At 73.4% G+C, this 13942-nt stretch carries 14 protein-coding genes; 6 read left to right on the top strand and 8 right to left on the bottom strand.

Annotation, left to right across the window (positions count from 1 at the left end; all coding sequences use genetic code 11):
• Positions 1-265 precede the first annotated feature (265 nt).
• Entirely contained in the window at positions 266-1396 is a 1131-nt protein-coding gene (locus tag ACH4UM_RS20450) for an NADH:flavin oxidoreductase (RefSeq protein WP_398180990.1), read from the top strand.
• 176 nt (positions 1397-1572) lie between these two features.
• Here the strand turns inward: ACH4UM_RS20450 and ACH4UM_RS20445 are convergent, their stop codons facing one another.
• The 4 genes from ACH4UM_RS20445 to ACH4UM_RS20430 all read right to left on the bottom strand — a co-directional run bounded on the left by ACH4UM_RS20445 (position 1573) and on the right by ACH4UM_RS20430 (position 4628).
• On the bottom strand, positions 1573-2157 hold the full coding sequence (locus tag ACH4UM_RS20445; protein WP_398180987.1) for a hypothetical protein: 585 nt from the start codon (positions 2155-2157) through the stop codon (positions 1573-1575).
• Positions 2154-2627, bottom strand: coding sequence for a hypothetical protein (locus tag ACH4UM_RS20440; RefSeq protein WP_398180984.1), 474 nt, complete (start codon positions 2625-2627; stop codon positions 2154-2156). Before ACH4UM_RS20440 ends, ACH4UM_RS20445 begins: the two co-directional genes overlap by 4 nt.
• Positions 2624-3568 (bottom strand): N-acetylmuramic acid 6-phosphate etherase, encoded by a 945-nt coding sequence (gene murQ / locus ACH4UM_RS20435; protein ID WP_398180981.1) that lies wholly within the window; start codon positions 3566-3568, stop codon positions 2624-2626. The genes ACH4UM_RS20440 and murQ overlap by 4 nt, the downstream gene beginning before the upstream one ends.
• Before the next feature lie 112 nt (positions 3569-3680).
• A complete protein-coding gene (locus ACH4UM_RS20430; RefSeq protein WP_398180978.1) occupies positions 3681-4628 on the bottom strand; it encodes a MurR/RpiR family transcriptional regulator in 948 nt (315 codons plus the stop codon).
• Between the two features lie 55 nt (positions 4629-4683).
• Between ACH4UM_RS20430 and ACH4UM_RS20425 the strand changes: the two genes are divergently transcribed.
• Both ACH4UM_RS20425 and ACH4UM_RS20420 read left to right on the top strand, forming a co-directional pair.
• A complete protein-coding gene (locus ACH4UM_RS20425; RefSeq protein WP_398180975.1) occupies positions 4684-5067 on the top strand; it encodes a hypothetical protein in 384 nt (127 codons plus the stop codon).
• A 25-nt stretch (positions 5068-5092) separates the two neighbouring features.
• The gene (locus ACH4UM_RS20420) at positions 5093-5389 is read left to right on the top strand and encodes a DUF4031 domain-containing protein (RefSeq protein ID WP_398180973.1); all 297 of its coding nucleotides are present in this window, start codon (positions 5093-5095) and stop codon (positions 5387-5389) included.
• Here the strand turns inward: ACH4UM_RS20420 and ACH4UM_RS20415 are convergent.
• The gene (locus ACH4UM_RS20415; RefSeq protein ID WP_398181417.1) at positions 5353-6450 is read right to left on the bottom strand and encodes a GNAT family N-acetyltransferase; all 1098 of its coding nucleotides are present in this window, start codon (positions 6448-6450) and stop codon (positions 5353-5355) included. The two genes, ACH4UM_RS20420 and ACH4UM_RS20415, sit on opposite strands and share 37 nt — an antisense overlap.
• Positions 6451-6501: 51 nt before the next feature.
• On the bottom strand, positions 6502-7155 hold the full coding sequence (locus ACH4UM_RS20410) for a hypothetical protein (RefSeq protein ID WP_398180970.1): 654 nt from the start codon (positions 7153-7155) through the stop codon (positions 6502-6504).
• A gap of 467 nt (positions 7156-7622) precedes the next feature.
• Here ACH4UM_RS20410 and ACH4UM_RS20405 point away from each other — a divergent pair, with 467 nt between their 5' ends.
• Positions 7623-8345 (top strand): copper homeostasis protein CutC, encoded by a 723-nt coding sequence (locus ACH4UM_RS20405; RefSeq protein ID WP_398180968.1) that lies wholly within the window; start codon positions 7623-7625, stop codon positions 8343-8345.
• A 13-nt stretch (positions 8346-8358) separates the two neighbouring features.
• On the opposite strand, the gene ACH4UM_RS20400 is transcribed toward ACH4UM_RS20405, so the two are convergent.
• Entirely contained in the window at positions 8359-10392 is a 2034-nt protein-coding gene (locus ACH4UM_RS20400) for a HelD family protein (RefSeq protein WP_398181415.1), read from the bottom strand.
• 479 nt (positions 10393-10871) lie between these two features.
• Between ACH4UM_RS20400 and ACH4UM_RS20395 the strand changes: the two genes are divergently transcribed.
• Both ACH4UM_RS20395 and ACH4UM_RS20390 read left to right on the top strand, forming a co-directional pair.
• Positions 10872-11054, top strand: coding sequence for a hypothetical protein (locus ACH4UM_RS20395; protein WP_398180965.1), 183 nt, complete (start codon positions 10872-10874; stop codon positions 11052-11054).
• Between the two features lie 17 nt (positions 11055-11071).
• Positions 11072-12277, top strand: a complete 1206-nt coding sequence (locus ACH4UM_RS20390) for a glycosyltransferase 87 family protein (protein WP_398180962.1) — start codon at positions 11072-11074, stop codon at positions 12275-12277.
• Between the two features lie 16 nt (positions 12278-12293).
• Here ACH4UM_RS20390 and ACH4UM_RS20385 read toward each other — a convergent pair whose 3' ends face one another.
• Complete coding sequence (locus tag ACH4UM_RS20385; RefSeq protein ID WP_398180959.1) at positions 12294-13937, bottom strand: DNA repair helicase XPB; 1644 nt, start codon at positions 13935-13937, stop codon at positions 12294-12296.
• Positions 13938-13942: the final 5 nt, after the last annotated feature.

Here is a 13942-nt window from a genome sequence, read left to right as displayed (position 1 = left end):
GCAGAGACCGCCCGGGAGGACCTCCGGAGGCCCGGGGCGATCGGGTGATCCAGCGTGAGCCTCCGCCCGAGTCCGCCGCTGCCACGCACTCCCTCCCCCGGCGCAAGTGGCCCGCGCGGTGCCGTGAGGCGCTGAGGCGTGTTCCCGCTCACAACTGCGCGGCGGTGGAATGGCGTGGCGGACGGCACAGTTGCCACCACTGCACAGTGCATGCGCGTGCACATACCATTTGGTATCCGATCCGCTCTGCCGAGGAGACCTCCACGTGACCGCCACCGCCTCCGAGTCCGCCTCCCGCGCGGCACAGATCCTGTCCCGTCCCGTCACGCTGAACGGCCTGACCGTTCCCAACCGGATCGTGATGGCGCCGATGACGCGCATGTTCTCGCCGGGCGGCATCCCGGGCGAGGACGTGCTGTCGTACTACGCCCGCCGCGCCGCCGCGGGTGTCGGCCTGATCGTCACCGAGGGCACGTACGTGGGACACGACTCGGCCGGTGAGAGCAGCCGGGTGCCCCGGTTCCACGGGGAGGAGCAGCTCGCGGGCTGGGCGAAGGTCGCCGAGGCCGTGCACGCGGCGGGCGGCACGATCGTGCCGCAGCTGTGGCACATCGGCATGGTCCGCAAGCCGGGCCGGCCGCCGTTCGCGGACGCGCCGCCGGTCGGCCCCTCCGGGCTGCGCATCGGCGAGTCCGAGGTCACCGGCAAGGCGATGACGCAGACGGACGTGGACGACGTCATCGGCGCCTTCGCCGAGGCGGCCGCGGCGGCCGAGCGCATCGGCTTCGACGGTGTGGAGCTGCACGGCGCCCACGGCTACCTGCTCGACCAGTTCCTCTGGGCGGGCACCAACCGCCGCACCGACGCCTACGGCGGCGACCCGGTGGCCCGTAGCAAGTTCGCGGCGGAGATCGTGGCGGCGGTGCGCGCGGCCGTCTCGCCCGCCTTCCCCGTCATCTTCCGCTACTCCCAGTGGAAGCAGGAGGCCTACGACGCCCGGCTCGCCGAGACCCCCGAGGAGCTGGAGGCGATCCTGGCCCCGCTCGCCGCGGCCGGCGTGGACGTCTTCCACGCCTCCACCCGCCGCTACTGGCTCCCGGAGTTCGAGGGCTCGGACCTCAACCTCGCGGGCTGGACGAAGAAGCTGACCGGCAAGCAGGTCATCACCGTCGGTTCGGTCGGCCTGGACGGCGACTTCATCAAGGCCTTCATGGGCGAGGGCGCGGCGATCGGCAGCCTGGACAACCTGCTGGACCGCATGGAGCGCGACGAGTTCGACCTGGTGGCCGTGGGGCGCGCGCTGCTCCAGGACCCCGAGTGGGCGGCGAAGGTGCTGGGCGACCGCTTCGAGGAGCTGAAGCCGTACGACGCGGCGGCGCTGAAGACGCTGAGCTGACGCACGGGACCGAGAGGTCCGCGATCGGGGCGGTGCCCGGCGGGGGGCGGGCACCGCCCACGGCCGGCGTGGTGGCGGGGCCGGTGCCGGCGTGCCGGCCCCGCTCGGCCACCCGGTCCGGACCCTGCGCGCCGCCCTCCGGGAACGGCTTTTCGCACCGTCCTCGCGGTCGGCGCCTAAAGGTTGCCCATCGGCTCGATGTCGACCCGCACGGGGTTGCCCCAGATCCGCACCACCTCGTAGTCGGTGAACTCGTGCACCAGCCGGTAGGCCATCGCGGCGCGCGGGGCCCGGCGCTGGGCGTTGATGAACGACTCGGCCTCGCGCCGGTCCCGGCGCGGGGTGCCGCACAACTGCCACTCCCGTCCGTTCCACAGCTCCGGCAGCCAGCGCTGCTGGGGCTGCGGCCGGTCCCCGCGCACGCCGTAGCGGGAGGGGGCGCGGTCGGCGGGCTCGGCGGCCGGGCGGGCGTACGACGCATAGGCGTCGTCGACCTCGGAGCGGCGGGCGGCCCGCCGCCGGGTTTCGCAGAGCAGACAGAGGTCGGGGGCGCTCTCGTCCACGGGCCCCTGGGGGTGCTCCCGGCAGCGGGTCGCGGGCGCGGCCGTGGTGACGGTCTCGTCCAGCAGCTCCAGGGCACGCCGGAGATCCGCCTTGACCTCGTGCAGCTTGGCGTCGGGCGTGTCGGCGGCCAGGGACTCGCCGTGCTCCCCGAGGAGACGGAGGGCCCGGCCGAGCGCGGTGAGCTGGGCGTGGTTCATGGTGCCAGTGTGCAGCGGCCGTCGGCGACCGTGATGCCGAGGTGCACCTGGTCGCGCCGAGCGCCGAACGATTCGGTCAGGTGCATGCAGAACGCGGCGTCCGTGCCGCCTCCGGTGACCGTGAAGTCGGGGGAGTCGCCCTCCTCCCGGACCATGGCGCCGAAGGACGGGCCCGCGCCGGTCTTGTCGATGGCCTCCTCCATGAGCAGGCCGTACTGGTTGTAGCCGTCCCAGTCGTCCCTGGGCTGCGGCTCCTGCTCCAGTGCCGTGGCCGCCTGGTGCGTGGCGCTGCGCAGCTCGCTCTCGCTCCAGTGCGAGTCGTCGTACTGCCAGAGCAGGACCGCGCCCGTGACCGCGAGCGAGAAGAAGATCGCCGCCAGTCCCGCCCGGCTGCGCGGGTTGTAGACGTAACCGCTCGGCGACGACCTGCTCCTGACGAGGAACGGCTCGTCCTCCCGTGCCTCGCTCAACGGCCCCCCCGCGCCGTCGACCCCAGCGCCGCCCGCAGATGACCGCCCGACTCCTCCAGGAGGCGGGCGGCCGTCGGGCCGTCGACGTCCGCGAGGAGCGTGAGGATGGCGTTCTTGACCTCGCCGTCGGTGGTGGCCAGGGCCTTCTCGATCTCGTCGTCCGGTGCGCCCGTGGCCAGGGCGACGATACGGCGGGAGCGGGCGCGGAGCTTGTCGTTGGAGGCGCGCACGTCGACCATCAGGTTTCCGTAGGTCTTGCCCAGGCGGATCATCGTGATCGTCGAGAGCATGTTCAGGACCAGCTTCTGGGCGGTGCCGGCTTTCAGCCGGGTGGAGCCGGTGAGCAGTTCCGGGCCGACGACGATCTCGATGCCGTGCTCGGCGGCGGCCGCGAGCGCGCTGTCGGCGTTGCAGGCCAGGCCGATGGTCAGGGCGCCCAGCCGCCGGGCGTGCTCGACCGCGCCGATGGCGTACGGGGTGCGGCCGGAGGCCGAGATGCCGACCACCGTGTCGGCGGCCGTCAGCCGCAGCGCGTCGAGCGCCTCCACCGCCAGTTCCGTTGAGTCCTCCGCCCCCTCGACCGAGGTCACCATGGCCTCGGGGCCGCCCGCGATCAGGCCGACGACCCGCGACGGCTCGGTGTTGAAGGTCGGCGGGCACTCCGAGGCGTCCAGTACCCCCAGCCGGCCCGCCGTGCCCGCGCCGGCGTAGATCAGCCGCCCGCCGCGTGCCATCCGCTCGGCCACCGCGTCGATCGCGGCGGCGATCTGCGGCAGCCGCTCGGCCACGGCGGCGGGCACGGTGGTGTCCTCGGTGTTCATCAGCCGCGCGATCTCGAGCGTGGGCAGCCGGTCGATGTCGGACAGCTCGGGCCGGAACGCCTCGGTCGTCAGCGACTCCAACTCGGCGCGCAGCTCACGGTAGTGGGACGTGGAGGTCATCAGAGGGCGACTCTCTTTGTGCGATGCGGTACGGCGGATCGGTGGCTGGGGCAGGGCAGGGCGGATCGGTGGTTGGGCGGGACGGGTGAGCTCGGTCCGGAGGACGGGCGGGCTAGCGCCGCGTTCCGCCGCCGCGCGGACTGTGCCGGTGGGCCAGTGCCTCGTACGACGCCGCCAGGGCCGGCGCCGCCGTCTCGTACGTCCGCTGGGCCACGCCCACGAACAGACAGTCGACCACCAGCAGTTGGCTGGTCCGGGAGGACATCGCCGCCGGGCGCAGCTCGCTCTCGCGGGCCGTGGACGTGGTCAGGACGTGGTCGGCGTACTGCGTGACGGGAGCGTCGGGCCGGCCGGTGATCGCGACGGTGGTCGCGCCGCGCTCGAAGGCCACCCGCAGCGGCTCGATCACGTCCCCCGTGGAGCCCGAGTGGGTGATCGCGATCGCCACGTCGCCCGCACGCAGCTGCACGGCGTTGGTGACGGCGAGGTGGGGGTCGCTGTGCGCGTGGGCTATCAGCCCTATGCGCAGCAGCTTCTGGGTGAGGTCCTGGGCGACCAGGCCGGAGGCGCCGATGCCGTACACGTCCGTGCGGCGGGCGGCGGCCAGCGCGGTGACGGCCGCGCCGAGCTGCACGGTGTCGAGCCCGGCGGCGGTGTCGGCGAGGGTCTGCTGCTCGTCGTAGGCGAGTTTGGTGACGACGTCGGCGATGGGGTCGTCCACCGCGATGTCGGTCGTTATGGCGGGCGCGCGGCCGGACTGCTGCTGGGCGGCGAGGCCCGCCAGGGCCAGGCGCAGATCGCGGTAGCCGGGATAGCCGAGCAGGCGGGCGGTGCGCACGACGGTCGCCTCGCTGGTGCCGGTGAGCTCGGCGAGGCCGGTGACCGTGAGGGCCGCGCAGCCGGCCGGATCACCCGCGACCGCCTCGGCGACGCGCTGCATGGAGCGGGTCATCGTGGGCGCGAGCGTGCGGACCTTGGCCGCGAGGGCGGCGGGCGCGGGGGGTGCCAGGCCCGCGGTGTTGCCCGAGCCTGCGAAAATTTCCTTCACGTCCTGGGTCACATATGAAAGATATTTTCCGTTCGGAGGTGTGGTCAAGAGTGCGCACAATGGAGGCATGGACCCCATCAGCCCCCTGGAGCAGGCCCTGCACGCCGCCCGCGCCCTGGTACTCGCCGATCTGATCGCGGGCGAGGTGGCCGAGGCGGACGTGGTCTCGCTCGTGGAGGAGTCCGTCGCCCAGCGCCGCTGGTGGGTGGAGCAGTGGCCGGACGGCATGCAGTTCGTGGCGGGGCTGGTCGCGCAGGACGTCCAGGACGCGCTCCTGGAGCGGTACGGCCGCTGGCCGCTGTGCCCGGTCTGCGGCTACGGCGACCCGCACGCGCTGGACGTCGAGCCGGAGCTCGGACCCGACCCGCACTGGGTGTGCCCGAAGGCGGGCGTGAAGGTGGCGCCGGTGGGAGAGCTGGCGCGGGCGACGGGCGGGAATCCGTCCTCGTGAGCGCGCCACCGGCCGCGGTGGCACCGTGACCGTCTACATCGACCCGGCCACCTGGCCGGGCCACGGCCGCCTGTGGTCCCACCTCGTCAGCGACGTCTCGTACGACGAACTGCACGCCTTCGCCGACCGGTTGGGCGTGCCCCGCCGGGCCTTCGAACGCGACCACTACGATCTGCCCTCGCACCGCTACGCGGACGCCGTCGCCGCCGGCGCGGTCGAGGTCGGCAGCCGCGAGGTGGTGCGGCTGCTGCACGCGGCCGGGCTGCGCCGTCCCAAGGGCCGCGCTCAGCCGGACGTGTCCCCGCAGCCGCGCAGTTCGTAGGCGATCAGCGTCCCGTCCTGGTCGTCGCACCCGCCCTGCGGGCCCCGCTCGTCCTCGCTCACCCGCACGAACCCGGCGCGCGCGACCACCCGGTGCGAGGGGCCGTTGTCCCGCTCGACCGTCGCGAACAGCTGCCGTACGTCGTCCCGGGCCAGCGCCCACGCCGACAGCGCACGCAGCGCCTCGGTCGCGTAGCCGTGGCCGCGGGCGGACTCGGCGAGGTCGTAGCCGATCTCCACCCGCCCCTCCTCGTCGGGTGCGCTGTGGAAGCCGATCGCGCCGACCGCGCGGCCGTCCTGCCGCCGTACGAGCACGAACATGCCCCACTCGGGCCGGTGCACCCCGTCCTCGTACGCCTTGGCCAGCATCCCGGCGGCCTCCCGCGTGCCCCGGAACGGGCCGTCCCCGACCCACTCGAAGCCGCCGTCGCCGCCCAGGCTGAGGTCGCGGGCGGCGGCGGGGCGGACGCCGGTCAGGATGAGGCGTTCGGCCGGGACGACCAGGTTGTTGTGCCAGCGCCACTCGGTGACCGGGGCGCGGCCGGCGAGTTCGCCGCGGCCGGTGGCCCACAGCAGGGTCGGCCAGGCGGCCGGGCCGGGCTGGACGTGCGGGAAGAGCCAGGTCAGGACGGACTCGGCCAGCTCCTCGCAGGGTTCGTGGGCCAGGCCCAGCCCCTGGGCGATGTCGTGCGTGTGCAGCAGTACCTCGGCGACGCCCATCGCGGCGAAGCCCTCGCGGTCGGCGCTGCGGAAGGGGTAGGGGTGGAAGGCGCGGACATCGCGCGGGGCGGTGCGGACGGCGGCGGCGAGCAGGGCGCCGGTCGTCTCGACGACGTGCAGCAGGCCGGTGTTGCCGGTGCCCTCGTCGAGGGTGATCTCGAAGGGGACGTAGGCGTCCTGGGCGCGTCCCGCGAGGTTGGCGGCATAGGCGACGAGGTCCTCCGCGATGTGGAACGCCGTCCGGCGGCAGCTCCACTCCAGCCCGCCGGCCCTCACCCCTTCCCAGTCCCGGTCCGCCGCCGTCCGCAGGGCCGCCACACAGCCCGCGACGGCCTCCTCCACCTGATCCCCGCCCATGGCACGCATGTGCCGCAGACTAGGCGGGCCGACCGCTCAGGTCGACAGCATTTCCAGCTCGGAGGTGAGGTTGTAGCGGGCCGTCGCCGTCCAGTGCTCCTGCCCGTACGGGGTCCGGAACAGTCGCGGCAGGGCCAGGAGCCGGCGCAGAATCGCGGCCCGGCCCTCGCGGAAGGCGTCGCTGGGGACGAAGTGGTACTCCTCGCGCACGGCGGCCGTGTAGGCGGCGTACGCCGACGGGGGTGCGGCCAGGATCGCCAGGTCGGCGTCGCACAGCACCTGGCCGTCGCGGTCGTCGTCGGCCGGGTCGTGGGTGACGGTGAGGCGGACCAGCCGGGCCACCTCGGCGGTCTTCTCCTGCGACACCCCGGCCTCGGGCAGTGCGCGTTCCGCGAGGCGGGCCGAGCGCTCCTCGTTCGTCGATCGGTCGGGCAGGTAGACGGCGTCGTGGAACCAGGCGGCCAGCCGGACCGCGTCCGGGTCGTCGGCGTACTGCCCGAGGACGTCGACGTGCTCGAGGACGGCGGTGAGGTGGGTGAGCGTGTGGTAGTGCCGCTGGGGCTCCTGCCAGCGGGCGAGCAGGTTGTCGGCGTACGGCACCGGGTCGGGCCCGCCGCCCGGGCCGCGGGTGCTTCGAAGGGCGCGGGTCCAGCGGGAACGCAGCGCGTCGAGATCGACGTGATCGGCCATGCGCTCATTCTCCCGCCGCCACCGCCCCGCCCCCCGGGACACGGCCCGGCGCGGAGGGCAGGACTTCTGCTGACGTGCGAGGTGCGCGAGACCATCGGCGAGCCGGGATCGTACGCCGGCGACGGGCTGCCGCACGCGCCCGCCGGGCCGGCGCGGGCGACCGTGGGAGGGCACCCGCCGCTGCTCGCCGGCCTCGACGGCGTGGACGAGCCGCTCGGGCTCCGCGGCCCGAGCGGGGAGAGAGGGAGGGGACGGGGACCCCGGCCCGCCACAACGGTGACGCCGCCACGCTGGTACGGCTCCACGCGGGGCGTCCGGTGCCCGCGGCGGGGCAGGAACCCGCGGGCGCGGAGAAGGGGGAGCTCGACATCTTCGGGTGACCGGTTCTCGGTCCTGGGACCAACCCGGCGTACCCTGAGATTGGACTAGACCTGTCCGCTCCAGGGGAAACCGAGGAAAGGGGTCCTATGAGCACGCGTGCAGTCCTGGAGGTGATCGCCCTCGACGTCGAGGACGCGATCGCCGCCCAGGCCGGAGGCGCGGACCGCCTCGAGCTGGTCACCGACATGGCGGCCGACGGGCTCACCCCGCCGGCCGCGACCGTCACCCGGATCCGCGCCGCCGTCGACATCTCGCTGCGCGTGATGCTGCGGCTGGCGGACGGGTTCGCCGCGGGGGGCGAGGGGGGCGTCGACCGGCTGGCCCGGGCCGCCGGGGAACTGCGGAACGCGGGGGCCGAGGAGTTCGTGCTCGGCTTCCTCGACCCGGACGGCGGGGCGGACCTGGCGGCCGTGGAGCGGGTCGTCACCCGGCTGGACGGCTGCCGGTGGACCTTCCACCGGGCGATCGACCGCGCCGCCGACCGGGACGCGCTGCGCAAACAGCTGGACGGCCTGCCCGGACTCGACACCTATCTGACGGCAGGCGCGGCGGGCGGTGTGGACGACGGACTGCCCACCCTCGTCGCCGAGGCCGCGCGCAGCGGGGAACCCGGCTACGAACAGCGGATCATGGTGGGCGGCGGGCTGCGGCTCGGCCACGTCCCACGGCTGCGGGACGCCGGGATCGACGCGTTCCACATCGGCGGGGCGGCTCGGCCCGGCGGATGGGACGGGCCGGTCTCCGCCGCGGCGGTCGCCAGGTGGCGTCGGACGCTGGACGGCGAGGTACTGCCGGGTCCCGCCGTCTGAGGCGGCGCCCGGGTCAGGACAGCTGCGGCGGCAGCGGGCTCGCGTGGGTGACGATCAGGCCCGACACCGCTCGGGTGAGCGCCACATAGAGGCGGCGCAGGCCGGTGCGTTCGTCCGGCTCGCCGTCGACCACGGCCCGGGGTTCGTCAAGGACGACGTAGTCGTACTCCAGGCCCTTGGCGAGGGAGGCCGGGACCAGGGTGAGACGGGTCTCGGCCGTGGTCTCCTCGCCGGGGGCGAGGTGGGCGAGACCAGCCGCCGTGAGGGCCTCGGCGAGGGCAGGGACGCGGGCGTCGGCGGCGATCAGGCCGGTGGAGCCCTCGTTGCGCAGCAACTCCTCGCAGGCGGCGATCACCTCGGTGTCATCGGTGGTCCGGCGGACCTCGAAGAAGCCGGGGTTCTCACGCACCGACGCGACCGGGGTCAGGCCCGGCGCGATGTGCGTCAGCAGCCGTGAGGCGTAGGTGATGACGTCGGTCGGCACCCGGAAGCCCGCCGTCAGTTCCTCGATGACGCCGCCGGACTTGCCGAGATGGGCGAGGGCCTCCTGCCAGGTTCGGGTGGCCCAGGGGGTGGTGCCCTGCGCCAGGTCGCCGAGGACGGTGGCGGAGCCGGTGGTGCAGCGGCGGCCGACCGCCCGGTACTGCATGGGGGAGAGGTCCTGGGCCTCGTCCAGCACCACATGGCCGAGGGAGTGGGTGCGCTCCACCAGGTCGGCCGCCTCGTCGATCAGTACGGCGTCGGCCGCGGACCACTTGGCGGACTTCACCGACCGCACGGGTTTTGCCCACAGGATCGTCTTGCGCTCCTCCTCGGTGAGGATTCCGTCCGCGTGTCCGGCGAGGAAGTCCGCGTCCGAGAGCAGCCGCAGCACCAGTTTCGCCGGGTCGACCGGCGGCCACACGGCCTTGACGGCGGCCTTCACCGCCGAGTTGCGGGCGACGGCGTCCTGCACGCGGTCGTCCGGGGCCTCGCCCGCCCGCTCCATCTGCACCAGTACGGCGTGCGCGATGCGCTGGGGCAGCGCCTCGCGGGCGGCCCCGTAGCGGATGCCGCGGTCTAGCAACTCCTGCACGATGTCCTGCAGTTCGTACGCCGGGACACGCCAGCGGCGGGAGCCGCGCACCACCACGACCGGTTCGGTGGGCGTCGTGACGTGGGAGTACACCGCCCTGCGCAGCACCTCGGCCATCCGTGCGTCGCCCTTGACGATCGCCGCGGCCGCGTCGTCCGAGCCCCGCACCTCCACATGGGCCACCAGGTCGTCGACCGTCGCCTGCCGCACCGTCAGCTCGCCGAGCGCGGGCAGCACTTGCTCGATGTAGTGCAGGAAGGAACGGTTCGGGCCGATGACGAGGGTGCCGGTGCGGGCCAGCCGCTCGCGGTGGGCGTAGAGGAGGTAGGCGACCCGGTGCAGGCCGACGGCGGTCTTTCCGGTGCCGGGGCCGCCCTGGACGCAGACCGTGCCGCCCAGGCCGGAACGCACGATCTCGTCCTGCTCGGGCTGGATGGTCGCCACGATGTCGCGCATCGGGCCCACACGCGGGCGCTCGATCTCCTGCTGCAGCAGCCTGCTGGTGGTGACCGCCTCCGCCGGGTCGGACAGGTGCTCGTCCTCGTACGCCGTCAGGTCGCCGCCGGTGTAGCCGAAGCGGCGGCGCAGCGCCACGTCCATCGGCTCCTTCTTGGACGCCCGGTAGAACGGCTGCGAGACCGGTGCGCGCCAGTCGATGACCATGGGGTCGCCGCCGGCGTCGTGCACGTGCCGCCGCCCGATGTAGAACCGCTCGCCCTCGGCCCCCTCCGCCCGGTCGGCGCCCGGAGCGTGCAGGTAGTCGAGGCGGCCGAAGAACAGCGGGGTGTCGCTGAGGTCGGCCAGGGCCTTGATGCGCTCGTCGATCTGGCGGGCGAGGACCTCGGCGTTGACCCAGTTCGCCGTGACGTCGCTGATGTCCAGCGACTCGACGTCCTCGCGCATCGCGCGCAGGGCGGCGCGGGAGGCGGTGAGGTGGGAGCGTTCGCGGGCGAGGGGGCCGGTGGCGGGCATGGCGGGGCCGGTGGTGGCGGTGGTGGCGGTGGTGGCGGTGGGTGCGGGGTCGGCGGGGGCGGGTGTGGGTGTGGGCGAGGGCGACAAGGGGGTGCCTCCGGAAGGCCTACGGGCAGGCGGGTCTGCCATGGGGCGGCGCCATGCGGCTGCGGGATCTTGCCGGCCGGGTTTTCCGTCCGGTCGGACGACACGGCGGCCCCGAGGGCCTCCGATGAGGGTGGTGGTGGGCGACGGGCGGGAGCTTTGTGAGGGAGCGGGCAGGGCAAGAGCGGAGATTCTAGGTCGGTGGGGGAGGCGGAGGCCAACCGATTTCCGGCGCCGGGCGCGCCGCGGCACCCGGATCCCCGCCCCCTGCCCCCTAGGGGGCGCCGTCCGCCCGGTGTAGGGGAGATGGTCCCTCCAGAGGGGTACGCAGAGGGCAGGAAGGTTGGCTCCACAGACCGATGCCGGCCTTACGTCCTCGGATCCACCATTGAGTCATGAGCGCAGCAACCATCCACCCAGCCCCCGCCGCCCGCCCGGCCGGTGCCACGGCCGTCCAGGGCAGCCACCACCACCGCCTGGGCGACGCCCTGCACGCCATCAAGGTGTTCGTGGGCGCCACGTTCGACGTCGTCGTCCTCGGTGAGTACGGCGAGGAAGCAGGCATACGCCGCAAGTGACCAACTAGGGTCGGTCCGTGACAGAACGGACAGTGGCCCGACGGTCGCACGCAGCAACTCCCTTCGTCCTCCTCGCCGTCTCCTTCGTCGGCCTCGCGGTCCTGCTCGCCCTCCTGCGCGTGCCGATGCCCGACGCGCTGGTCTACCGGGCCGAGGGCGCGGCGGTGGTCCACGGCCGTGACCTCTACGGCTTCACGATCACGCAGGGCCGGCTGCCGGCCACGTATCCGCCGTTCGCGGCGATGCTGTTCGTGCCCACGGTGTGGCTCTCCGTTCCGGAACTGAAGGCGGCGTTCCTCGCGGGCAACGCGCTCCTGCTCGCCTGGCTCGTCCACCTCTCCGCCCGCCTCGCGGGCCGCCGGGCCGGCCTTCCGCTGCTGTGCGCCGCGACGGCGGTGGCCGTCTGGCTCGAACCGGTCTTCCAGACCTTCGTGTTCGGGCAGATCAACCTCGCGATCGCCTGCCTGGTCCTGTGGGACCTCACCCGGCCGCCCGGCGCGCGGGGCAAGGGGGTGGCGGTCGGCGTCGCGACCGGGATCAAGCTCACCCCGGGGCTCTTCGTCGTCTACCTGCTGCTGCGCGGACGCGGGCGGAGCCGCGAGGCGGTCACCGCGACGGCCGCGTTCGCCGGGACGGTCCTCGTCGGCGCGCTCGTCCTGCCCGCGGCCAGCGTCGACTACTGGACCCGTCGCCTCTTCGAGACCAACCGAGTGGGGAAGCCATGGATCATCGCCAACCAGTCCCTCCAGGGCCTGGTCGCCCGCGCGCTGCGCGACCCGGCGCCCGGCCTCGCCTGGGTGCTGCCCTCGCTCGCCGTGGCCGCGGCCGGCCTCTGGCTCGCGCGCCGGGTCCCCGAGGAGCGGTGGGGCATCCTGCTGACGGGCCTGACCGCCCTGCTGGTCTCACCGATCAGCTGGTCCCACCACTGGGTGTGGTGCGTGCCGCTGATCGCCGTACTCCTGGCGGAGGGCCGCCGCGCCTGGGCCGCGGTCACCGCGGTCCTCTTCACGGCCCGCACCATGTGGCTGGTCCCCCGCGACGGAGACCTGGACCTGCACCTGCCGTGGTGGCAGGAGCCACTGGCCTCGCCGTACCCGCTGCTGGCGCTGGCCCTGCTCGCGGCGGCCGCGCTGGGATGTCACAGGCGGAGGGGCGACCGCATGCCGCTTGCCACCGCCTCCCTCTCCCTGCGGGCCGCGGGGCCGAGGTCGCGGGCCGAATAGCCCGCCCAGCGGCTCGTCAGGCATCCTCCGCCAGGAGCTCGTCGGCGTCCATGATGCGGTAGGCGTAGCCCTGTTCGGCCAGGAAGCGCTGGCGGTGGGCGGCGAAGTCCTGGTCGATCGTGTCGCGGGCGACCACCGAGTAGAAATGGGCCTGGTGGCCGTCGGCCTTCGGGCGCAGCACCCGTCCCAGCCGCTGCGCCTCCTCCTGGCGGGAGCCGAAGGTGCCCGAGACCTGGACGGCGACGGTGGCCTCCGGCAGGTCGATGGAGAAGTTGGCGACCTTCGACACCACCAGCACGCTGATCTCGCCCTCGCGGAAGGCGTCGAAGAGCTTCTCACGCTGGGCGTTGGACGTCTCCCCCTTGATCACGGGAGCGTTCAAGTGCTCGCCCAGCTCGTCGAGTTGGTCGATGTACTGGCCGATCACCAGGATCTGCTGCCCGGCGAAGCGGCGGACGATCGCCTCGGTGACCTTCCGCTTGGTCGCGGTGGTCGCGCAGAAGCGGTACTTCTCCTCCGTCTCGGCGGTCGCGTACGCCAGCCGCTCGGAGTCCGTGAGGTTCACCCGGACCTCGACGCAGTCGGCGGGCGCGATGTAGCCCTGCGCCTCGATCTCCTTCCAGGGCGCGTCGAACCGCTTCGGGCCGATCAGGGAGAACACGTCCGACTCGCGGCCGTCCTCCCGGACGAGGGTCGCGGTCAGCCCCAGCCGCCGCCGCGCCTGCAGGTCGGCCGTGAACTTGAAGACGGGTGCCGGCAACAGGTGCACCTCGTCGTAGACGATCAGCCCCCAGTCCCGGGAGTCGAACAGCTCCAGGTGCGGGTAGACGCCCTTGCGTTTGGTGGTGAGAACTTGGTACGTCGCGATGGTGACCGGCCGGATCTCCTTCCTGGTCCCGCTGTACTCGCCGACCTCGTCCTCGGTCAGCGAGGTCCGCTTCACCAGCTCGTGCTTCCACTGGCGGGCGGAGACGGTGTTCGTGACCAGGATCAGGGTCGTGGACTTCGCCTGCGCCATCGAACCGGCGCCGACCAGCGTCTTGCCTGCCCCACAGGGCAGTACGACGACCCCGCTGCCGCCGTGCCAGAAGTTCTCCACGGCCTGCTTCTGATACGGGCGCAGCGCCCAGCCGTCCTCGTGCAGCTCGATCGGATGCGCCTCGCCGTCGACGTAGCCCGCCAGGTCCTCGGCCGGCCAGCCCAGCTTCAGCAGCACCTGCTTGATCTGCCCGCGCTCGGAGGGGTGCACGGCCACGGAGTCCGCATCGATGCGGGCACCGACCAGCGGAGCGATCCGCTTGGACTTCAGCACCTCCTCCAGAACCGGCCGGTCGGTGGTGGTCAGGACCAGCCCGTGCGCCGGGTGCTTGCTCAGGGTCAGCCGGCCGTAGCGGTCCATCGTCTCGGCGATGTCGACGAGCAGCGCGTGCGGCACGGGGTAGCGGCTGTACTGCACCAGCGCGTCCACGACCTGCTCGGCGTCGTGCCCGGCGGCACGCGCGTTCCACAGGCCGAGCGGGGTGACCCGGTAGGTGTGGATGTGCTCGGGCGCCCGTTCCAGCTCGGCGAACGGCGCGATGGCGCGACGGCAGTCATCGGCCTGCTCGTGGTCGACCTCGAGGAGCAGGGTCTTGTCGGACTGGACGATTAGGCAGGACACACATA

Source organism: Streptomyces sp. NPDC020801 (assembly GCF_044334385.1).
Classification (GTDB): Bacteria; Actinomycetota; Actinomycetes; order Streptomycetales; family Streptomycetaceae; genus Streptomyces.
This window is presented reverse-complemented; position numbering and strand designations above follow the sequence as displayed.

Excerpts from the sequence above, each read along its gene's own strand:
- ACH4UM_RS20445 (WP_398180987.1), bottom strand. The coding sequence starts at position 2,157 with ATGAACCACGCCCAGCTCACCGCGCTCGGCCGGGCCCTCCGTCTCCTC.
- murQ (WP_398180981.1), bottom strand. The coding sequence starts at position 3,568 with ATGACCTCCACGTCCCACTACCGTGAGCTGCGCGCCGAGTTGGAGTCG.
- ACH4UM_RS20425 (WP_398180975.1), top strand. The coding sequence starts at position 4,684 with ATGGACCCCATCAGCCCCCTGGAGCAGGCCCTGCACGCCGCCCGCGCC.
- ACH4UM_RS20410 (WP_398180970.1), bottom strand. The coding sequence starts at position 7,155 with ATGGCCGATCACGTCGATCTCGACGCGCTGCGTTCCCGCTGGACCCGC.
- ACH4UM_RS20405 (WP_398180968.1), top strand. The coding sequence starts at position 7,623 with ATGAGCACGCGTGCAGTCCTGGAGGTGATCGCCCTCGACGTCGAGGAC.
- ACH4UM_RS20400 (WP_398181415.1), bottom strand. The coding sequence starts at position 10,392 with ATGCCCGCCACCGGCCCCCTCGCCCGCGAACGCTCCCACCTCACCGCC.
- ACH4UM_RS20395 (WP_398180965.1), top strand. The coding sequence starts at position 10,872 with ATGAGCGCAGCAACCATCCACCCAGCCCCCGCCGCCCGCCCGGCCGGT.